The sequence below is a fragment of the Paenarthrobacter sp. YAF11_1 genome, assembly GCF_052113445.1.
In the GTDB taxonomy this organism is placed as follows: domain Bacteria; phylum Actinomycetota; class Actinomycetes; order Actinomycetales; family Micrococcaceae; genus Arthrobacter.
In genome coordinates this window covers 136,917-157,350 of the sequence record NZ_JBFRDF010000010.1, presented here as the reverse complement: position 1 = coordinate 157,350, position 20,434 = coordinate 136,917, and the positions used below count along the sequence as shown (strand labels likewise).

Sequence of the window (20,434 nt, the reverse complement as noted above, 5' to 3'; positions counted from 1 at the left end):
TCTCCCGTTAGTCGCATTCCCAGTCTGCTGGATGAGTTACCGCTGACCTGTTGACGACTATGTGATCTCCAACATACTATGGCAATAGTTCTAATATATCAGTTGCCTAACAGTCGGCCACTAGACAAGCCTTTGAAGGAGAACACCATGGTTGAACCGCTGATCCGCCCGCTTGCACAGGCGGACCCGGAGGTCGATCAGGCGATCGCCCAGGAACTCATCCGCCAGCAGTCCACGCTGGAAATGATCGCCTCTGAGAACTTCGCTCCCACGGCCGTCATGGAGGCCCAGGGATCGGTACTGACCAACAAGTACGCCGAGGGCTACCCGGGCAAGCGCTACTACGGCGGCTGCGAGCACGTTGATGTGATCGAACAGCTGGCCATTGACCGCCTGAAGTCCTTGTTTGGCGCAGATTTCGCCAACGTCCAGCCCCACTCCGGAGCCCAGGCCAACGCCTCGGCCATGCACGCGCTGATCACCCCGGGCGACACCATCATGGGCCTGAACCTCGCCCATGGTGGCCACCTGACCCACGGCATGCGCATCAACTTCTCCGGGAAGCTGTACAAGGTTGTTCCCTACGGCGTTCGCGAGGACACCCACACCGTAGACATGGCTGAAGTAGAGCGACTGGCTCTTGAGAGCAAGCCCCAACTGATCGTCGCCGGCTGGTCTGCCTACTCCCGCCAGCTGGACTTCGCCGAGTTCCGCCGCATTGCGGACCTGGTGGGCGCCTACCTCATGGTGGACATGGCCCACTTCGCGGGTCTCGTCGCTGCAGGGCTCCACCCCAGCCCGGTGCCGCACGCCCACATCGTCACCAGCACCACCCACAAGACCCTCGGCGGTCCCCGCGGCGGTGTGATCCTGACCAACGACGCCGACATCGCCAAGAAGGTTAACTCCGCTGTCTTCCCCGGCCAGCAGGGTGGTCCGTTGGAGCACGTCATCGCCGCCAAGGCCGTGGCTTTCAAGATGGCAGCCGAGCCGGAGTTCCAGGAACGCCAGGTCCGCGTCCTTGAAGGCTCCAAGATCCTGGCCCAGCGCCTCCTCCAGGACGACGTAGCCGCAGCCGGCATCTCCGTTGTCAGCGGCGGTACCGACGTCCACCTGGTGCTCGCCGACCTCCGCCACTCCGTCCTCAATGGCCAGCAGGCCGAGGACACGCTCCACCAGATCGGCATCACGGTCAACCGCAACGCCGTCCCGTTCGACCCCCGCCCGCCCATGGTTTCGTCGGGCCTGCGCATCGGTACACCCGCACTCGCCGCCCGCGGCTTCAAGGCTGAGGACTTCACCGAAGTCTCGGACATCATTGCGACGGCGTTGATCGCCGCAGCGAACAACGGCACCGAAGCAGGAACTGAAGCAGGCACCCAGGCCGACGTCACCCTGGACGAGACCACCGCCGTCGAACTCCGCCGCCGCGTAACTGCCTTGGCGGACAAGTTCCCGCTTTACCCCCACCTGAACAACAACGGCAATGGCGCCGAAACCGAAGCAGAACTGATTGGAGCAGCCCAGTGAGTGCAGACCACCTCCCCGAACACCCGGACTTCCTCTGGCGCAACCCGGACCCGAAGAAAAGCTACGACGCCGTGATTGTGGGCGGCGGCGGGCACGGCCTGGCCACCGCGTACTTCCTGGCGAAGAACCACGGCATGACCAACATCGCCATCCTGGAAAAGGGCTGGCTGGCCGGTGGAAACATGGCCCGCAACACCACCATCATCCGTTCCAACTACCTCTGGGACGAGAGCGCCGCCATCTACGAGCACGCGCTCAAGCTCTGGGAAATCCTCCCGGAAGAGCTGGAGTACGACTTCCTGTTCAGCCAGCGCGGCGTCATGAACCTGGCCCACACCCTGGGCGATGTCCGCGAAAGCGTTCGCCGCGTGGGTGCCAACAGGCTCAACGGCGTGGATGCTGAGTGGCTGGACCCGCAGCAGGTCAAGGAACTCTGCCCCATCCTGAACATCAACGACAACATCCGCTACCCCGTCATGGGCGCAACGTACCAGCCGCGCGCAGGCATCGCCAAGCACGACCACGTGGCTTGGGCTTTCGCCCGCAAGTGCGACGAGCTGGGCGTGGACATCATCCAGAACTGTGAAGTCACCGGCTTCATCAAGGACGGCAACCGCGTCACGGGCGTCAAGACCACCCGCGGCGATATCAACACCGAAAAGGTGGGTCTCTGCGCCGCCGGCCACAGCTCGGTCCTGGCAGAAATGGCCGGCTTCCGCCTGCCGATCCAGTCCCACCCGCTCCAGGCACTGGTATCCGAACTGCACGAGCCGGTCCACCCCACGGTGGTCATGTCCAACCACGTGCACGTCTACGTTTCCCAGGCCCATAAGGGCGAGCTGGTGATGGGCGCCGGCGTCGATTCCTACAACGGCTACGGCCAGCGCGGCTCGTTCCACGTGATCGAGGAACAGATGGCAGCAGCCGTGGAGCTCTTCCCGATTTTCGCCCGGGCCCACGTGCTCCGGACCTGGGGCGGCATCGTGGACACCACACTCGATGCCTCGCCGATTGTTGGCCTCTCACCGGTGGAGAACATGTTCGTCAACTGTGGCTGGGGAACCGGCGGCTTCAAGGGCACGCCTGCAGCAGGTCTGACCTTCGCGCACACCATTGCCACGGGCGCACCGCACCAGCTGAACAAGCCGTTCGCACTGGAACGCTTCGAGACCGGCGCCTTGATCGACGAACACGGCGCCGCAGCCGTAGCCCACTAGCCAGGACAGGAAAAGACATGCTCCTCATTTCATGCCCCAACTGCGGGCCACGTGACGAAACCGAATTCCACTACGGCGGCCAGGCACACGTCGCCTACCCGGAGAGCCCCAATGACCTCACGGACCGCGAATGGGCTGAATACCTGTTCTACCGCGAGAACACCAAGGGCACTTTCGCCGAGCGCTGGGTCCACAGCACAGGCTGCCGCCAGTGGTTCAACATGCTCCGCGACACCGTGAGCTACGAAATCCACTCCATTTACGGGATGGGCCAGCCCCGCCCGGACCTCAAGGCAAGCGTCGGGACAAGCGCCAGCACAATCAGCGCACCCACCCAGGCAGGCGAGTTCAGCCAGGCAGGGGACTTCGGCCAGGCCGGCGAACCCGGCCTCGCCCCCGGCGCCACAGCCCCCACGGCCACCACCCCCATCTCCTCGGAAGGAGTCTAGAAGTGACCAGCAAGAACGCACGCCTCGCCACCGGCGGACGCATCGATCGCAGCATCTCTTGGCGCTTCACCGTGGACGGCCAGGAATTCACCGGCCACCCGGGTGACACCATCGCTTCGGCGCTGTTGGCCAACGGCCACATCAACGCCGGCAACTCCCTCTACGAGGACCGCCCCCGCGGCATCATGGCCGCCGGTGTGGAAGAGTCCAACGCCTTGGTCAAGATCGCTCCCCGCTTCCGCGGGCACGTTGCCGAGTCCATGCTTCCCGCCACTGCAGTTTCCTTGGTGGACGGCATGAACATTGAACTCCTCTCCGGCCTGGGCAAACTGGATCCCAACGAGGACAAGGCCGAGTACGACAAGAAGTACGTGCACACCGACGTCCTGGTGGTTGGTGGAGGCATCGCCGGCCTGGCAGCAGCCCGCGAAGCTGTCCGCACCGGTGCCCGCGTCATCCTCATTGACGACCAGCCCGAACTGGGCGGCTCCCTGCTCTCCGGCTCCACCGCCCCGGAACTCGCCGAACTGATCGAAGGCAAGCCGGCCCTGGAATGGGTTGCTGACGTGGAAGCCGAGCTGGTTTCCGCCGGCGAATGCACGGTGCTGAACCGCACCACGGCTTTCGGCTCCTATGACTCCAACTACTTCATCGCAGCCCAGAACCGCACGGACCACTTGAGCGTTCCGGCGGCCTCGGGTGTCTCCCGCCAGCGTATTTGGCACATCCGTGCCAAGCAGGTTGTCCTGGCTCCCGGCGCCCACGAGCGTCCGCTGGTCTTCGAGAACAACGACCGCCCTGGCATCATGCTCGCCTCGGCTGCCCGCACCTACCTGAACCGTTACGCCGTGGCAGCCGGTTCACGCGCGGTCATCACCACCACGAACGATTCCGCTTACGCTCTTGCCGCGGACCTGCAGGCAGCAGGCGTGGCGATTGCCGCCGTCGTCGATGCCCGTCCGCAGATCAGCGCGAAGGCCGCCGCCGCCGTCGAGTCCGGTATCCGGGTCCTCATCGGCAGCGCCGTGGCTGACACGTCGGCGGACGGGAATGGCCGCCTGAATGGCGTCACCGTCCGCAGTATTAACGACGACGGCGAACTCACCTCGGGCGTCGAACAGCTGGCTGCCGATCTCCTGGCAGTTTCCGGTGGCTGGAGCCCGGTGGTCCACCTCCACAGCCAGCGCCAGGGCAAGCTGCGTTGGGATGACGAGCTCGCAGCGTTCATTCCCACCAAGCCCGTCCGCGACCAGCAGCTTGCAGGCGCAGGCCGTGGCAGCTTTGAACTCCAGGATTGCCTGGCAGAGGGCATCTCGGCGGGAGCGGCAGCATCCATCGCCGCTGGCTTCGAATCCGCCACCACCCCGGTGGAACTGCAGGCACCTGTGGCCAGCGCTCCAAGCCGCCAGCTCTGGCTGGTCCCCGGCCAAACCGGTGAGCCCGGCGAATGGCACCACCACTTCGTTGACTTCCAGCGCGACCAGTCCGTGGCCGATGTCCTCCGCTCCACCGGGGCTGGCATGCGGTCCGTGGAGCACGTCAAGCGGTACACCTCCATCAGCACGGCCAACGATCAGGGCAAGACGTCCGGCGTCAACGCAATCGGCGTCATCGCCGCGGCGCTGAAGTTCGGCGGAGCTGAGAACATCCCGGGCGTCGGCGAGATTGGCACCACCGCTTACCGTGCACCGTTCACGCCCGTGGCCTTCGCAGCTTTGGCAGGCCGCCAGCGTGGCGAACTGTTCGACCCCGCCCGCGTCACCTCCATCCACCCGTGGCACGTTGCCCAGGGCGCACTGTTCGAAGACGTTGGACAGTGGAAGCGCCCTTGGTACTACCCGCAGGCCGAGGAAGACATGGACACGGCAGTCCTGCGTGAATGCGCAGCTGTCCGCGACTCCGTGGGCTTCATGGACGCCACCACCCTGGGCAAGATCGAGATCCGTGGCAAGGACGCCGGAGAATTCCTGAACCGCGTGTACACCAACGCGTTCAAGAAGCTCGCCCCGGGATCCGCCCGCTACGGCGTGATGTGCACCTTGGACGGCATGATCTTCGACGACGGCGTGACCCTTCGCCTGGACGATGACCGCTACTTCATGACCACCACCACCGGCGGCGCAGCCAAGGTGCTGGACTGGCTGGAAGAGTGGCACCAGACGGAGTGGCCGGAACTCGATGTGGTCTGCGCATCAGTGACGGAGCAGTGGAGCACCATCGCCGTCGTTGGCCCGAAGTCCCGCGCAGTGATCGCCAAGGTTGCTCCCCAGCTCGCCGAAAACGGTGGCCTGGATGCTGAAGCCTTCCCGTTCATGACGTTCCGCGAGACCACCCTGGCCTCCGGAGTCCAGGCCCGCGTTTGCCGCATCTCCTTCTCCGGTGAACTGGCCTACGAAATCAACATCCCGTCCTGGTACGGACTCAACACCTGGGAAGCTGTTGCCGCTGCCGGTGCCGAGTTCAACATCACCCCGTACGGCACGGAGACCATGCACGTTCTCCGCGCCGAGAAGGGCTACCCGATCGTTGGGCAGGACACCGATGGCACGGTCACCCCGCAGGACGCCGGCATGGACTGGATTGTCTCCAAGGCCAAGGACTTCATCGGCAAGCGCTCCTACCTCCGTCAGGACGCCAGCCGCGAGGACCGGAAGCATCTGGTCAGCGTCCTTCCCGTGGACCACTCGCTGAGGCTGCCGGAAGGCACACAGTTGGTGGAAAAGGGCATCCCGGTCAACCCGGCCAACGGACCCGTCCCCATGGAGGGCTTCGTGACCTCCAGCTACCACAGCGCCGCGTTGGGCCGTTCCTTCGCCCTGGCTCTCATTCAAAACGGCCGCAACCGCATCGGCGAGACCCTGGTGGCCTCGCTGGGAGACCAATTGGTGGACGTGGTTGTTGGCGAAACCGTACTTTTCGATGCTGAAGGGACCCGCAAAGATGGCTGAAACAGCAACACCAGCAGAAACCGCACACGTCGACCGCGTCCGGGGCGCCCGCCGCAGCCCGGCCGAGCACCTGGCTGATGCCTTCACCTCCGGCTCTGTGCCGGGCACGGTGACGCTCACCGAAATCCCGTACCAGGCCATGGTGGGCATTCGGGTTCACCGAACGTCCGACGCCGGTGCCCGCGTTGCGTCCGTGACCGGCGGCTTGCCTGCCGCTTGCGGTGAAGTGACGGGCGGCACGGTCTCGGGCAAGGATTCGGTGAACACCCTGTGGCTTGGCCCCACGGAGTTCATGGTGGTCGCACCGGAGGAAGCCCACGATTCGCTGGGAGGCTCCTTGGTCAGCGATCTGACCACGGCATTGGGCAACGACGCGGGCCAGGTGGTGGACCTGTCCGCCAACCGCACCACGTTTGAGCTCTCCGGTAGCCACGCCCGCGCAGTGCTGGAGAAGACCTGCGCCTTGGATTTGCATCCTCGGGTCTTCAAGGTGGGGACCGCTGTCTCCACTGAGCTCGCCCACATCCCGGTGATGCTGTGGAAGACCTCTGACGAGTCCTACCGGATCTTTCCCCGGGCCTCGTTTGCCGATTTCCTGGGACGCTGGCTCCTCGATGCCATGCGGGAGTACGCCTCCCCAGAGGTCCCCTAATGGCACTGAGTGTGCTTGATCTGTTTTCTGTTGGCATCGGGCCGTCGTCTTCACACACGGTAGGCCCGATGCGCGCGGCAAAGCAGTTCACGGACGGTCTTGAATCGTCCGGCCAGCTTCCGGCTACGGTGCGCATCCAGGCAGAGCTTTTCGGCTCCCTGGGCGCCACCGGCCGGGGCCACGGCTCAGACAAGGCCGTGGTGCTGGGGCTGCAAGGCCACTCCCCCGAAACCGTCAACACCCACACCGCCGATGACCAGGTGGCGGCCGCGGCACTCGACGCGGAACTGCGCGTGGCCGGGAACCACCGGGTGGACTTCAACTGGGACGAGGACGTGGTCCTGCACCGCCGCAAGTCGTTGCCCGCCCACCCCAACGGGATGACCTTCCGGGCGCTCGACCATACGGGCACCGTGCTCCGGGAACGCAGCTACTACTCCATCGGCGGCGGCTTCGTGGTGGACGGGGACGTCTCCGGAGCCGACAAAGTGGTAGCTGACGACACCGTGCTGCCCTACCCCTTCACCACCGCAGACGAACTCCTGGCCATCTGCCTCCGCGAGGGCAAGTCCATCTCGGACATCATGCTGGCCAACGAACTCGTGTGGCGTTCCGAGGAAGAACTGCGCGAACGGTTGCTGGGGATCTGGGCCGTCATGCAGGAGTGCGTGGACAACGGCTGCTCTGCCGAGGGAATCCTGCCGGGAGGCCTGAAGGTCAGGCGACGGGCGCCGTCGTTGTTCAAGAAGCTTTCCGAAACTGATGCGGGCCTCAACGGCGCAACATCTGCGGACCCCCTACTCGCCATGGAATGGGTCAACCTGTTCGCCCTGGCCGTGAACGAGGAAAACGCCGCAGGCGGAAGGATAGTCACCGCTCCCACCAATGGTGCCGCGGGAATTGTCCCGGCCGTGCTGCACTACTACACCAGGTTTGTTCCGGGAGCCAACGACGACGGTGTCGTGCGGTTCCTGCTGGCGGCGGCCGCCGTCGGAATCCTGTTCAAAATCAACGCGTCCATCTCCGGTGCCGAGGTGGGCTGCCAGGGCGAGGTTGGCTCCGCCTGCTCCATGGCGGCCGCCGGTCTCTGCGAAGTCCTCGGTGGAACGCCGGAGCAAGTGGAAAATGCCGCCGAGGTGGGCATTGAACACAACCTGGGCCTCACCTGCGATCCCGTGGGCGGGCTGGTGCAGATCCCCTGCATCGAACGCAACGCGATCGCCAGCGTCAAGGCCATCAACGCCGCCCGCCTTGCCCTGCACGGCGACGGCAGCCACAAAGTGTCCCTGGACAAAGCCATCAAAACCATGCGCGAAACAGGCGCAGACATGAAATCCAAGTACAAAGAGACCTCCCGTGGGGGCCTCGCCGTCAACGTAGTGGAGTGCTAGCCATGACTGCCATCCAAACTGAAACTGCCGCCGTCGCCTCCCCGGAGACCACTGTGGAACACGTCCTCACCCTTGACTGCCCCGAAGGTCCGGGCATCGTGCACGCTGTGTCCGGCTTCCTGCTGGACCACGGCTGCGACATCATTGACAACAAACAGTTCGGTGACCGCGCCGAGGGCCACTTCTTCATGCGGGTCCATTTCGCGTCGTCCGGTGACGAATCCACGGTTGATGCGCTGCGGGAGGCGTTCTCCCCGGTTGGCGAGAAGTACAGCATGAACTGGCAACTGCAGCGCCAGGGCTACAAGCGCCGCGTGCTGATCATGGTCTCCAAGTTTGGGCACTGCCTGAACGACCTCCTGTTCCGGGCACGGATCGGCGAGCTGCCCATCGACGTGGTGGGCGTCGTGTCCAACCACACCGACCACCAGGGGTTGGCGGAGTGGCACGAGATCCCGTTCTTCCACGTTCCCGTCACGGCGGCCACCAAGCCCGCAGCCGAAGGTCGCTTGCTGGAGATCATCGACGAACTGGACGTGGAACTCATTGTCCTGGCCCGGTACATGCAGGTGCTCAGCGATGATCTGGCCCGCAAGCTTGATGGCCGCGCGATCAACATCCACCACTCGTTCCTGCCCAGCTTCAAGGGTGCCAAGCCCTATCACCAGGCTTACGCACGTGGTGTGAAAACTGTGGGGGCCACCGCCCACTACGTGAATGGCGAGTTGGATGAAGGTCCCATCGTCGCCCAGCAGGTAGTGGAAGTGGACCACACGTTCGGGCCGGACGATCTCGTAGCCGCCGGCCGGGACACCGAATGCAAAGCCCTCAGCAACGCCGTTCGCTGGCACTGCGAGGGGCGGATCATCCTGAATGGGAACAGGACGATCGTGCTGAAGTAGGGCTTTGCATCCCCGATTCGACGGCTTGCTGCGTCATAGATGGTTCCAACCGTCCAACCCGCAGCGGGCCGTCGAATTGGTGCTTAAGGGGCTACAACCGCGCCAGCCGCGTTGCCAGATGCAGCGCAGCCAGCCGGCCAGTCCCCCGAGGATCTCCCCCGCACAGCTCGAAGATCCGTTGGAGCCGGTGATGCAGGGACTGCCGTTCCAAGTGCAGCTCACGCGCAGCCTGGGCAGTGTTGCAGCCGGTATCCAGCCACACGGTCAGCGTCCTCATGAGTTCGGACTTCTTCAGGCGATCATGTTCGACGACGGCACCCAGCTGCCGCTGCACGAACCCTTCCCGCGTGGCCGGGTCCAGCGCCTCATGGGCAAGGAGCTCCACGGCCAGGGTGTCAGCATCCACAACACCGTGGCCGGCCGGGACCAGCTCCAGTGCCCGACGCGCCTCAGCCAAGGACCACGGCGCCTGATCAATGCCGGCCCCCAGCGGCCCCACGGCCACCACCGAACCAGCGGGCACCTCCAATCCCTGCAACGCCACCGTGAGCGCCCGCCGGGTGACTGCCCCATCGTCCAAGGCAGCCAGCGCGATCAGCTCAGCATTGTTGGCGTAGCTCGCGCTGTGCGGCACACACTCGCGCAGCAGCGCATCCACGGCCGGACGCAAGTGGCCTGCCCCGGTGGAGCGAATCACCACCGCGGCCACTTTACCCAGCACGGGAAACCCCGACGCCGGTCCGAGCTGCTGGAGCTGCCATTGCTGGCTCCCCGAATTGATGGCACGCATGAGTTCGATGCCCGCCAACTCCTTCAACCCCGGCGGCATCCGCTGCAACAGGGCCAGCCCGAGGATGTCCACGGATCGTTCGCCCGCCACCCGCGCGAGCCCGCCGTCGCCGTCGTCGGGCACGTGCAGTTCAAGCCGTGCGGCAAGGACGCCGCGCACCGGGACATCCACCGTGGTGACGCTGCCGCCGTCGTCCATGGCAGACGTCTCGCCGGCGGCACCGAGGGTAAGGCCCGACGGCGAGACCAGCCGCGCGCCTGCCCCCGTCCTTTCGGACAAAACAGCCAGGAGTTGGTCGAGCCCACCGCCGTGGGCAAGCTCGGCAGCCATGGCGTGGCTGGCTTGGTCGGCATGTTGGAGGTGCTCCACGGATTCGCTCACCAGCAGGGAATTGATCTCCTGCATCACGCCAACAAAGGGCACCACCTGTCGGAGCTCGATCACCGGCAGCCCGGCGGCCTCGGCAATTGTCAGCATGCCCGCCGGAATTTCAGGGAGTGCCGGACCCGTCTCCAGAGCCAAGGCCGCGATGCCTCGGGCGGCCAATTCCCGGACATAATCGGCTTGCCGCTCGGAGGTCACGCCGGCGAGCGCCTGCCCTCCGCTCAGCAGCAGTTCGCCGCCGCTGAGGAGCGGGGCGATATCCAGCACTTCGCTGGAATGGACCCAACGGACCGGCCGGGAGAGCGCGCCCGGCACGTCGTTGAGGACCAGGGGGTCCGCAGATTTCAGGCTTTGGTACTCCAAAGCGGCACCCAGCAGAATCGACATGACACTCCGTATGGTCGTTGGCGTCTTGTTTAGACACATCGTATCTTGTTGCTGTGATCTGAGGCACATACGCTGAAGGGGTCCCTTTCATACACGGAGGCTCCCCCATGCAAGACAACCTCTCCCCTTCGCCTTCCAGCCCAGCGCAGTCAGGTCCGGCAACGGCGCCGGGCCATGACAGCGAAGCCTGGCTCCAACCCATTCCTGAGGCAGACCGCACCCGCAAAGTTTCCGGACAGTTCTGGATCTGGGCCGGCGCCAACCTTGCACCTATTAACTGGGTGCTCGGCGCCCTTGGCATCCACCTCGGCCTCGGCTTCGCAGACACAGTGATTGTCCTGGTGCTGGGAAACCTGATCGGCATGCTGCTGTTCGGCTGCTTCGTTCTCCTTGGCCAGAAGACCGGCGCCACTGGCATGGTGCTCGCCCGCGCCGCTTTCGGCCGTCAAGGCAACTACCTCCCGGCCGCCATCCAAGCCCTGCTGGTGATCGGCTGGTGCGCAGTCAACACCTGGATCATCCTGGACCTGGTCATGGCGCTCTTTGGAACCCTTGGCTGGGTAGATCCCGAGGCCAAGAACTACGCCTGGAAGATTTGCGTCGCCACGGCGATCATGGCGGCCCAGGTTGCCATTGCCTGGTTCGGATACAAGGCCATCGCGGCCTTTGAAAAGTGGACTGTTCCGCCCACCATCATCATTCTGGCCGTCATGTCATGCGTGGCCTGGTTCGGCATGAAGATCGACTGGGGCTACGCGGGCCCGGCCGGCAACATCCTTGAAGGCTCCGAGCGCATCGCCGCCATGAGTGCAGTGATGACAGCAATCGGCATCGGCTGGGGCATCACCTGGTTCACGTACGCCGCCGACTACTCCCGCTTCGTCAGCACCTCCGTTCCCAAGCGCAAGGTCTACCTCGCCTCGGTCCTGGGCCAGTTCATCCCTGTCGTGTGGCTCGGCGTCCTCGGTGCAAGCCTGGCTACCAACAGCGGCGAGATCGACCCCGGAAAACTGATCGTTCAGAACTTCGGCGTCCTGGCCCTCCCGGTCCTCCTCATGGTCCTGCACGGCCCCATCGCCACCAACATCCTGAACATCTACACCTTCTCCGTGGCCACGCAGGCCCTGGACATCAAGATCAGCCGGCGCAAGCTGAACCTGTTCGTCGGCGTCTTCTCGCTCATCGCCGTCGTGTTCTTCATCTTCCAGGAGGACTTCGCAGCGGTTCTCGACGCATGGCTGATCGGCCTGGTCGCGTGGGTGGCTGCGTGGGGTGGCGTCATGCTGGTGCACTACTTCTGGCTGGAGAAGCGCTGGCCGGCCAAGGTTGACCGCCTCTTTGATCCAGTTGGAACACGCCGCTTGCCCGTCATCAACTGGGCCGGAATCGTGTCCCTCCTGGTAGGCATCTTCTCCACCTGGCTGTTCATGTATGGCCTGGTTCCCGCCATGCAGGGTCCCATCGCCGTGGCCCTGGGCGGGTGGGATCTCTCCTGGCTGGCCGGCGGACTGACCAGCGCGGCGAGCTACGCCCTCCTCGGCCCGCGGGCACACAAGAAGTACCTGTTGGCGGACTCGAACCACGTATCGGCCACCGCTGCTGCCGCGGCCCCGGCCGGACCCGATGCTCAGGCAGTTCCCGCAGTTCCCGAAAGGACCACAGCATGAACCAGCCCGCTTTCGCTGATTCCCTCCACCAGATCACGTGGCCCGAGGGGTACCAGGCCGCGGCGTCCTTCACCTTCGACGTCGACGCCGAGTCCTGCACCATCGCCCATGATCCTTCCAGCACCAAGCGCATGTCCCTTATGAGCCACCAGTCGTATGGGCCCAAGATCGCCGTGCCGCGTTTGCTTCAGATCCTGGACCGCCAGGACATCAAGGGGACGTTCTTCATCCCGGGTTTCACGGCGGAGAGCTACCCGGACGTGGTCCGCAGAATCGCTGATGGCGGGCACGAGATCGCCCACCACGGCTACCTCCACGAGCCCATGCAGGGCATCGATGCTGCTACAGAAGCGAGCTACCTGGACCGCGGCATGGAGGCACTGGCCAACGTCGCCGGGATCAGGCCCGTGGGGTACCGCGCTCCGTGGTGGGAGCTGAACTGGCAATCGCCCGCCCTGCTGGCGGACCGCGGCTTCCTCTACGATTCAAGCCTGCTCGACGGCGATGCCCCCTACCGCATGTCCGTCGCCGAGGGCGACTCCCGGGACATCGTGGAGATCCCCGTGGACTGGGCACTGGACGATTGGGAGCAGTACGGGTTCTACCCCGGCGTCACGGGCAGCGGGGTCATCGAGAGCCCGGCCAAGGCGTTGGAAATGTGGACCCTTGAAGCCCAGGCGCACCACTCCCAGGGAAGCTGCTTCGTCCTGACCAACCACCCGTTCATCTCAGGCCGGCCATCCCGCGCCGTGGCCCTTGAGCAGCTGATGGAGCGGGTCAAGGATTTGGACGGCATGTGGGTCACTACGCTGGCCGGGATCGCACAGCACACCAAGGACACCGTGCAGGAAATCCACACCCACGCACGCATTGATGTCCCACTGTTCCCCGGAGCAGGAGCAACCTTCCGCCCCGCACAGGTCCACGTCCCCGCTGGAGTGCCTGCGCACCACTAGATTCCCTGCCCCTCGCCTTCCGCCGAGATGGCAAAAGATGACAATCCCAAGCTCCGGGATTGTCATCTTTTGCCATCTGGGTGCAGTGTTTAGGCGCTTAGCCGTTCACCGCGTTGATCCACACTCCGATGATCCACGTGCTCGCCGCGGCACACGCCAACCCAAACTCCACCAGGATCCCGATGCCCGTTGCCTTGAGCGCGGCACCACTGGATCGGACGGCCGTACGGAAGTCCCGCGTCCGCTGGACTTCGCTGAGCAGCAGCCCGACGGCGAACCCCACAAAGAGCCCCACCACGGGAATAACAAACATGCCCACCACGCCCAGCACCACGCCGATCAACACCGACCTGTTGGGAATGCCGTGTTGCTTCAGCTTCCGTCCGGTGAGCACGGCACTGGCGGCCATACCGGCCACCACAAACACCATGCCGACGGCGAAGATCACCCAGCCGAGCGGACCGGCGCCTCCCCAGATGGCCCAGGCCAGCAGGCTCGCGCCGATGAGAATACTGCCGGGAAGTACAGGAATAATGGTCCCGGCGACGCCTACCGCAATGGCCAGGCCGCACAGGATGGTCACGATCAGTTCGGCGTTCATGATCCTCAGTCTAGGTGGGGTCCGTTGACAAGAAGCGACGGCCACGGGCCAGGCCTTGCGACACAGTGTTGTATGAACAACCGACCAGCCAGGAACGATGCAGAGCACCGCAGCACCCAGGAGGCTCGGGAAACAAGAGATTAACGTCCCGAGAACTTGTATAGACAAGTAGCAATTTTCGTTGATTGGGAGCCATTGAAGCGGCAGGGTTGAGGAGTCAGGCCGTCGGCACCCACCGTGCCGAGGGCTCCCGTCTTGACCCGAACATGGAGATACCTTTGGACAACGCCCGTCCTTTCCGCAGAGCCTTGGCAACGGCCGCACTGACGCTCGCAGCCGCCGTCGTGCTTCCCTCAGCCGCGATCGCGGCACCCGCAGAACCCAGCGCTTCGGATGCCGCCAGCCGTCCGGCCAAGTCGTCCTACGCAGGCCTCCCCGATGGCACGAAGCGCAAGAAGACGCTGGTGATCGGCGTCGATGGTGCAGCAATCGCCAAGTTCGGCACGGCCGGCGTGCCCACTATCCAAAGCGTGATCGACTCCGGCATGACCGCCAAAAGCAACCTGTTCGCCAACCCCATGGCACCCACCGTGTCCGGAGCAGGCTGGTCGAGCATCGCCACCGGCGTGTGGCCGGACAAGCACAACGTGGTGGACAACAACTTCACGGCCCCCAACTACAGCCAGTACCCCGACTACCTGAGCCGGCTCGAAGCAGCCCAGCCGAATGCCTCCACGTTGGTTGCAGGCACGTGGGCACCCATTCCGGAAAAGGTCTTTGGCGAAAACGTCGACCTTCGAATCGCCGGCGGCACCGATGCCGGCACCACAGCCAAAGCTGTGGACTACTTGTCCAACGGCAACCCTGACAGCACGTTCATCCATCTGGACGAGGTTGACGGCGCCGGCCACTCCTACGGCACCGAGCGCGAGGAATACCTCGCAGCCCTGCGCACCGTGGACCGGCAAGTGGGCGAGATCCTGAATGCCGTCAAGAACCGGCCCAGCTACAAGTCCGAAGACTGGCTGGTGGTCTTGACCTCCGACCACGGGCACACCCCCACCGGCGGCCACGGTGGCAGCACCCCGGCCGAGCGTCAGACCTTCGTAATCGCCCAGGGCAAGGGCATCGAGCCCGGCACTGTCCGCAACGACGTCAAAATCACGGACATCGCACCCACGGTCCTCAAACACGAAGGAGTAAAGTCTGACGCGGCCTGGAACCTGGACGGACTGGCACTCACGGACATCGCACCGGACGCGTTCGATTCCCTGAAGGACAACCTGCAAACCCGTGCGGACGAGACCGGACCTGCCGCCGACGTCAAAGGCTGGACCGGGACTGCACCGGGAGACTGGAACATCGACAACTCGGCAATGCCGGCTGGTGGCGTGACCGAATGGCGCGGCTGGTCCTTCGCCACGGACGAATTCTGGACCAACACCGACCGCAATCAGGGCCGTGAAACGTCCGTCCGCAACCGTAACGTCTTCGCTGTGGCCGATTCGGACGAATGGGATGACAAGTCCCACGCCGCCGGGCAGTTCGACTCCACCCTCATCAGCCCCGCCTTCAAGGTCAAGGGCGGTAAGACCGCAACGCTTTCCTTCGCTTCCAACTACAGGATCGACGGACCCCAGAGTGGCGAGGTTCTGATCAGCTACGACGACGGCGCCGCGCAGCTCGTGAAGGCTTACACCGCCAACTTCAACGGCTTCGAAAACCTGGCCTTGGAAGTACCCAAGGGCGTAAAGACGGCCAAAGTCAGCTTCCGCTATACCGGGACCAACAGCGCCTTTTGGACTGTCGACCAGGTAAGACTGGCGATTAAGTAACGCCGGTCAGCTGACCCGCCAGCGCCTGACTTAACAAAGAACGACGGCGACGCTCCCCAGCACGGGAGGCGTCGCCGTCGTCGGTCTTGCGCAGGTAACTCTGCTTGCCCGACTAGTCGGCTACGGCGGCAGCAACAGCCGCGGTGACGGCCGGCGCCACGCGGGCATCCAGCGGGCTCGGCACGATGTAGTCCGCGGAGAGGTCTTCAGCGGCCAGCTCAGCGATGGCGTTGGCAGCAGCGATCTTCATGGCGGGCGTGATGCGGCGGGCCTTGGCATCCAGTGCGCCACGGAAGATGCCGGGGAAGGCCAGCACGTTGTTGATCTGGTTCGGGAAGTCGCTGCGGCCGGTGGCAACAACGGCCGCGTACTTCTGGGCAACCTCGGGGAGAACTTCCGGGTCCGGGTTGGACAGGGCGAACACGATCGACTGATCGTTCATGAGCTTCAGGTGCTCTTCGTCCAGCTTGGAGGAGGAGACGCCCACAAAGACGTCTGCACCCGTCAGTCCCTCGCCCGGGCCACCGGTGACGCCGCGGGGGTTGGTGCGCTGGGCCATGCGGGCCTTGACGCTGCCGGGGTCTGCCACAAGATCGGCACGGTCAGCGTTGACCACGCCCTTGGAGTCGAGCAGGATGACGTCCTTGATGCCAACAGCAAGCAGAATTTCGGCAATGGCGATGCCAGCGGCGCCGGCGCCGGAAACAACAACCTTGAGCCCGGCCAGTTCGCGCTGGGTCACCTTGGCGGCGTTGGTCAGGGCTGCAAGAACCACGACGGCGGTGCCGTGCTGGTCGTCGTGCATGACCGGGCAGTCCAGGGCTTCGATGAGGCGCTCTTCGAGTTCGAAGCAGCGGGGAGCGGAGATGTCTTCGAGGTTCACGGCGCCGAAGCTGGGGCGCAGGCGGACCAGGGTCTCAATGATCTCGTCCACGTTGGTGGTGTTGAGGACCAGCGGGATGGAGTCGAGGTCTCCGAAGGACTTGAACAGGGCGGACTTGCCCTCCATCACCGGCAGGGAGGCGCTGGGGCCGATGTTGCCGAGGCCAAGGACCGCAGTGCCGTCGCTGACAACAACAACCAGGCGCTCGGCCCAGGTGTGGGTGCGGGCGAGCTCGGGGTTTGCGTGGATTGCGCGGCTGACCTGCGCAACTCCGGGGGTGTAGGCGATGGAAAGGTCGCGCTTGTTGTTCAGCGGCACGGTGCTGGAAATGGTCAGCTTGCCGCCTTCGTGGGCTGCGAAGATCTCTTCTTCGGTCAGTACCAGGGCGTCGTTGTCTGTAGCAATTGTCTCAATGGACACGTCTTTGTCTCCTCAGGCTAGCCGTGGACCCACGGCATGGTTCGGGCAGGAACAGAACTGCTGTAGCGGACCAAGGATGGCTGGTCCGGCGTTGCTTCTGCAGATAGGGGGCTGCTAGCCGCTTCGGTGTTTCCAGCCTAAGGAGCCTGCGGGGGTACAAGATTCAATACCAAGAGAGACGATTCGAGAGTAAAACGTTCAACCAGCTCTAAATGTGATCCAGGTCATGCGAAAAACCGTGTTCAGAAGTCCTGCCGGTCTAGACCAGCAGGCGATTCCGTCATTCTCCGGTCAGCAACGAGCACGCCTTCTTGAGATCCTTTTCCGCCTCGAACAGGGACAACCGTCGGCATCGGACGGCTTGGACAAGCCCACTGACGAGGTGGAGCAGGATCCTGGCACGCACGGCATCCTTGCCGGTGTCCTTGCTGAGCGAACCCACCACTTCCTCGGACAGCGCATCGATCTCGCGCAGCAACTGGGCGGTGTCGTCGTCCTTGCCTGCAGGACGGATCAAGCAGTGCTCTACCCCCGGCTGCATGACCCTCAGGTGGAAAATTTCCATCATCAAACCCGCGAGCGCGTGCCCTTTGCCCTCGCGGCGGCGGACGCCGTCCCGGAGTTCACGCAGCTGCTGCCTGTACACGGCCAGCATCAGGTGGGCTGTGGAGGGAAAGTAGCGGTACAGCGTACCGAGCGGAATGTCAGCCCTGGCCGCAACGTCGGAAAGGCTCAACGTATCGAACTGCCTCTGGGCAAAACCCTCAGCCGTCTTCAGGATGCGGGCATAGCGCAGCTGCTGCCGCGGGGTGGTGGGCGCGGCAGCCATACGGGGCAACCCCGTGGTCAGGTCAAGGGAATACGGTTCCAGTGAGTTTGAGGCGGGCATTTCCGGCGATCTCTTGGCAGGCTGACAAGGAAGCGGCCGGCTGGGGTCAAAGACCCGCGGCTGGCCGATCGCATCAATGATACGGGAGCTAAATGACCGTTTCCTGAGAGCTCACCAGACAAGAAAGGGCGCACGCCGCTCCCGGCCATTGGCGCTCCGCGCACATACACTGCAGGCAGGTCTGGATCACGGGAGGAACGCACACATGGGGACATTTCGACGCCGGATGGCAGCGGCGCTGCTGACCGCCGCTGTGGCGGCCATGGCACTGAGTCCGCTCCCGGCGTCGGCCGCCCAAAGCAGCGGGCCTGATCCCGTCCTCAGCGGAAAAGCGTTCGTTGGCCAGACGTTGACCACGGATATCGGCCCGTACACGTTCTACGGCTGCGGCGGCGGCAAGGGTCCGGACTTCACCATCTACTGGACCAGGGACGGATTCCTGGTGGCCGGCGAGACCGCCCGCACTTACGTACTGCAGCCCGATGACACCGGGGCCCGGATGGCCGCCCATGTCACCGCCAGCAAGACTGCCTGCGGCGGCGAATCCCTGCACAGCGACGAAACCAAGCCCGTAGGCGCTGCCAACCGGGCGGCCGGGTTCACGGGCAGGAGCTTCGAGTTGTTGGCCCGCGGCACCGACGGCGCGCTGCAGCTCTACGGCCGAAAGGGAGCCGCGTGGGAAGCGGCCCGGACGGTGGGCTGGGGTTGGAACATTTTCAACCTGACTTTCTCGCCGGGCGACTTCAACGGCGACGGCAAGGGCGATGTGATCGCCAGGGACGCCGCAGGAACCCTGTACCTCTACGCGGGTGACGGAACCGGCGGCTGGAAACCGGCACAGACCATTGGCAAGGGCTGGAACGTCTTCGACACGATCGTGAGCCCCGGAGACTTCAACGGCGATGGCCACAACGACGTCCTGGCCCGCGAACCCGGCGGCGCTCTCTATCTGTACCCGGGCAATGGTTCCGGAGGCTGGTTGGCAAGGACCGCCGTCGGGCAGGGCTGGCAGATGATGGATGCGCTGCTGACTCCGGGAGACTTCAACGGCGACGGCAACGTGGATGTGCTGGCACGGGACCGCAGTGGCTATCTCTACTTTTACGGCGGCAACGGCGCGGGCGGCTGGACGAGGTCATGGTTGGTCGGGGTCGGCTGGAACTCGCTGAAAGCAGCGGGCGCCGCCGGGGACTTCGACAATGACGGTTTCAACGATGTCTACGGCGTCGATCAGCAGGGTCGGTTGGTGATCTACTACGGCAACGGGCGCGCAGGATGGCGCGGGTCTGAGGTCGCCGGTAATGGTTGGAGCGGATTCACAGCGATCTTCTAGAGAAAACCCCCGCGCGGTAGAATTAGCCGCATAAAGTCTGGGGAGGACATCATGAACGCACCAACGCGCCCTACGTCAGGTGTGCGCCGGGTGGTGGCTGGCATTGCAGCGGCGGTCATCGCCGCAATCGCCTTCACGCCGGCACCCGCCATGGCAACCATGGACCCTTCGAATCCCGTGATTCATGGTGCACCGTTTGTTGGCTCAACACTCACGCTTGAGATCGATCCTGCTTCCTACCGTGGCTGCGGCGCCGCTGCCGGACCGGACTACGGCATTTACTGGACCCGCGACGGCGTTCGGGCCCAGGACCACTGGGCGTGGTGGACCTACACGCTCGATGAATCAGACCGCGGAAAGACCATCGCAGCCCATGTGGTGGCAAGCCAGAACGGGTGCGAGCCGCTGGAAGTCTCCAGCGAAGAGACCGCTCCGATCTCCGCCTCCAATAGGGCCAACGGCTTCACAGGGCGCGGTGCCTATGAAATGCTGGCCCGCCGCACTGATGGCACCCTCATGATGTATCCCCGCGTCAACAACGCCTGGGAATCCGCAAGGACAGTGGGACCGGGCTGGAACGGCTTCGGAACGGTAGTCTCCCCCGGCGATTTCAACGGCGACGGTGCCAACGACATCCTGGCCAAGGATTCGGCCGGCAACCTCTTCCTGTACGCGGGAACGGGCAACGGCGGTTTCCTCGCCGGACGCCAGGTAGGCAGTGGCTGGAACGCCTTCAACTCGATCGTTTCGCCCGGCGACTTCAACGGCGATGGCACCAACGACCTCCTGGCACGCGATGCCGGCGGCCTCCTCTACCTGTACCCGGGCAACGGCGACGGCGGCTGGCTCACCCGGTCCTTGGTGGGCAGCGGATGGAACGTGGTCAACAAGGTCATCACCCCCGGCGACTTCAACGGTGATCACAATGTGGACATCCTGGCCCGCGACACAGCAGGAGCTTTGCGCCTGTACAAGGGCAACGGAGCGGGCGGCTGGGCCGGCATGGCGGTGGTCGGCCAGGGCTGGGGCGGCATGGCTACCATTGGCGCGGCCGGCGACATTGACGGCAACGGCAACGTGGACGTCTACGCTGTGGACGGTTCAGGGCAATTGCTCGCTTACTACGGCGACGGCGACGGCGGCTGGAACGGCGCCGGTGCCATTGGTTGGGGCTGGGGCGGTTTCAACGCAGTCTTCTAG

General features: G+C 64.4%; 16 protein-coding genes. 12 read left to right on the top strand and 4 right to left on the bottom strand.

Going from position 1 to position 20,434, the window contains the following annotated elements:
- Positions 1 to 147 precede the first annotated feature (147 nt).
- The 7 genes from glyA to purU are packed head-to-tail and all read left to right on the top strand — an operon-like array spanning position 148 to position 9,089.
- Positions 148 to 1,530, top strand: coding sequence for a serine hydroxymethyltransferase (gene glyA, locus AB4Y77_RS16325; RefSeq protein WP_442014633.1), 1,383 nt, complete (start codon positions 148 to 150; stop codon positions 1,528 to 1,530).
- Positions 1,527 to 2,747 (top strand): sarcosine oxidase subunit beta family protein, encoded by a 1,221-nt coding sequence (locus tag AB4Y77_RS16320; protein ID WP_311212037.1) that lies wholly within the window; start codon positions 1,527 to 1,529, stop codon positions 2,745 to 2,747. The genes glyA and AB4Y77_RS16320 overlap by 4 nt, the downstream gene beginning before the upstream one ends.
- Before the next feature lie 17 nt (positions 2,748 to 2,764).
- Positions 2,765 to 3,196: a sarcosine oxidase subunit delta gene (locus AB4Y77_RS16315; RefSeq protein WP_442014632.1), complete on the top strand. Its 432-nt coding sequence runs from the start codon at positions 2,765 to 2,767 to the stop codon at positions 3,194 to 3,196.
- Between the two features lie 2 nt (positions 3,197 to 3,198).
- Positions 3,199 to 6,144 (top strand): sarcosine oxidase subunit alpha family protein, encoded by a 2,946-nt coding sequence (locus tag AB4Y77_RS16310; RefSeq protein ID WP_442014631.1) that lies wholly within the window; start codon positions 3,199 to 3,201, stop codon positions 6,142 to 6,144.
- Positions 6,137 to 6,796: a sarcosine oxidase subunit gamma gene (locus AB4Y77_RS16305; RefSeq protein ID WP_442014630.1), complete on the top strand. Its 660-nt coding sequence runs from the start codon at positions 6,137 to 6,139 to the stop codon at positions 6,794 to 6,796. The genes AB4Y77_RS16310 and AB4Y77_RS16305 overlap by 8 nt, the downstream gene beginning before the upstream one ends.
- Positions 6,796 to 8,187: an L-serine ammonia-lyase gene (locus AB4Y77_RS16300; RefSeq protein ID WP_442014629.1), complete on the top strand. Its 1,392-nt coding sequence runs from the start codon at positions 6,796 to 6,798 to the stop codon at positions 8,185 to 8,187. The genes AB4Y77_RS16305 and AB4Y77_RS16300 overlap by 1 nt, the downstream gene beginning before the upstream one ends.
- Positions 8,188 to 8,189: 2 nt before the next feature.
- A complete protein-coding gene (purU, locus tag AB4Y77_RS16295) occupies positions 8,190 to 9,089 on the top strand; it encodes a formyltetrahydrofolate deformylase (RefSeq protein WP_442014628.1) in 900 nt (299 codons plus the stop codon).
- Between the two features lie 91 nt (positions 9,090 to 9,180).
- Here purU and AB4Y77_RS16290 read toward each other — a convergent pair whose 3' ends face one another.
- A complete protein-coding gene (locus tag AB4Y77_RS16290) occupies positions 9,181 to 10,650 on the bottom strand; it encodes a PucR family transcriptional regulator (protein ID WP_442014627.1) in 1,470 nt (489 codons plus the stop codon).
- Between the two features lie 107 nt (positions 10,651 to 10,757).
- Between AB4Y77_RS16290 and AB4Y77_RS16285 the strand changes: the two genes are divergently transcribed.
- Both AB4Y77_RS16285 and AB4Y77_RS16280 read left to right on the top strand, forming a co-directional pair.
- Positions 10,758 to 12,317, top strand: coding sequence for a purine-cytosine permease family protein (locus tag AB4Y77_RS16285; protein WP_442014626.1), 1,560 nt, complete (start codon positions 10,758 to 10,760; stop codon positions 12,315 to 12,317).
- A complete protein-coding gene (locus tag AB4Y77_RS16280) occupies positions 12,314 to 13,273 on the top strand; it encodes a polysaccharide deacetylase family protein (protein ID WP_442014625.1) in 960 nt (319 codons plus the stop codon). Before AB4Y77_RS16285 ends, AB4Y77_RS16280 begins: the two co-directional genes overlap by 4 nt.
- A gap of 97 nt (positions 13,274 to 13,370) precedes the next feature.
- Here AB4Y77_RS16280 and AB4Y77_RS16275 read toward each other — a convergent pair whose 3' ends face one another.
- On the bottom strand, positions 13,371 to 13,874 hold the full coding sequence (locus tag AB4Y77_RS16275) for a DUF456 domain-containing protein (protein WP_014923055.1): 504 nt from the start codon (positions 13,872 to 13,874) through the stop codon (positions 13,371 to 13,373).
- A 266-nt stretch (positions 13,875 to 14,140) separates the two neighbouring features.
- Here AB4Y77_RS16275 and AB4Y77_RS16270 point away from each other — a divergent pair, with 266 nt between their 5' ends.
- On the top strand, positions 14,141 to 15,709 hold the full coding sequence (locus AB4Y77_RS16270) for an alkaline phosphatase family protein (RefSeq protein WP_442014624.1): 1,569 nt from the start codon (positions 14,141 to 14,143) through the stop codon (positions 15,707 to 15,709).
- 112 nt (positions 15,710 to 15,821) lie between these two features.
- Here the strand turns inward: AB4Y77_RS16270 and AB4Y77_RS16265 are convergent, their stop codons facing one another.
- On the bottom strand, positions 15,822 to 17,012 hold the full coding sequence (locus tag AB4Y77_RS16265; protein WP_311212026.1) for an NAD(P)-dependent malic enzyme: 1,191 nt from the start codon (positions 17,010 to 17,012) through the stop codon (positions 15,822 to 15,824).
- Positions 17,013 to 17,292: 280 nt separating this feature from the next.
- Positions 17,293 to 17,901, bottom strand: coding sequence for a TetR/AcrR family transcriptional regulator (locus AB4Y77_RS16260; RefSeq protein ID WP_442014623.1), 609 nt, complete (start codon positions 17,899 to 17,901; stop codon positions 17,293 to 17,295).
- Positions 17,902 to 18,106: 205 nt separating this feature from the next.
- On the opposite strand from AB4Y77_RS16260, the gene AB4Y77_RS16255 reads away from it, so the two are divergent.
- Both AB4Y77_RS16255 and AB4Y77_RS16250 read left to right on the top strand, forming a co-directional pair.
- A complete protein-coding gene (locus tag AB4Y77_RS16255; RefSeq protein ID WP_442014622.1) occupies positions 18,107 to 19,234 on the top strand; it encodes an FG-GAP repeat domain-containing protein in 1,128 nt (375 codons plus the stop codon).
- A gap of 51 nt (positions 19,235 to 19,285) precedes the next feature.
- Entirely contained in the window at positions 19,286 to 20,434 is a 1,149-nt protein-coding gene (locus AB4Y77_RS16250; protein ID WP_442014621.1) for an FG-GAP repeat domain-containing protein, read from the top strand.

Excerpts from the sequence above, each read along its gene's own strand:
- glyA (WP_442014633.1), top strand. The coding sequence starts at position 148 with ATGGTTGAACCGCTGATCCGCCCGCTTGCACAGGCGGACCCGGAGGTC.
- AB4Y77_RS16315 (WP_442014632.1), top strand. The coding sequence starts at position 2,765 with ATGCTCCTCATTTCATGCCCCAACTGCGGGCCACGTGACGAAACCGAA.
- AB4Y77_RS16305 (WP_442014630.1), top strand. The coding sequence starts at position 6,137 with ATGGCTGAAACAGCAACACCAGCAGAAACCGCACACGTCGACCGCGTC.
- AB4Y77_RS16300 (WP_442014629.1), top strand. The coding sequence starts at position 6,796 with ATGGCACTGAGTGTGCTTGATCTGTTTTCTGTTGGCATCGGGCCGTCG.
- purU (WP_442014628.1), top strand. The coding sequence starts at position 8,190 with ATGACTGCCATCCAAACTGAAACTGCCGCCGTCGCCTCCCCGGAGACC.
- AB4Y77_RS16290 (WP_442014627.1), bottom strand. The coding sequence starts at position 10,650 with ATGTCGATTCTGCTGGGTGCCGCTTTGGAGTACCAAAGCCTGAAATCT.
- AB4Y77_RS16285 (WP_442014626.1), top strand. The coding sequence starts at position 10,758 with ATGCAAGACAACCTCTCCCCTTCGCCTTCCAGCCCAGCGCAGTCAGGT.
- AB4Y77_RS16280 (WP_442014625.1), top strand. The coding sequence starts at position 12,314 with ATGAACCAGCCCGCTTTCGCTGATTCCCTCCACCAGATCACGTGGCCC.
- AB4Y77_RS16275 (WP_014923055.1), bottom strand. The coding sequence starts at position 13,874 with ATGAACGCCGAACTGATCGTGACCATCCTGTGCGGCCTGGCCATTGCG.
- AB4Y77_RS16270 (WP_442014624.1), top strand. The coding sequence starts at position 14,141 with ATGGAGATACCTTTGGACAACGCCCGTCCTTTCCGCAGAGCCTTGGCA.
- AB4Y77_RS16260 (WP_442014623.1), bottom strand. The coding sequence starts at position 17,901 with ATGCCCGCCTCAAACTCACTGGAACCGTATTCCCTTGACCTGACCACG.
- AB4Y77_RS16255 (WP_442014622.1), top strand. The coding sequence starts at position 18,107 with ATGGGGACATTTCGACGCCGGATGGCAGCGGCGCTGCTGACCGCCGCT.
- AB4Y77_RS16250 (WP_442014621.1), top strand. The coding sequence starts at position 19,286 with ATGAACGCACCAACGCGCCCTACGTCAGGTGTGCGCCGGGTGGTGGCT.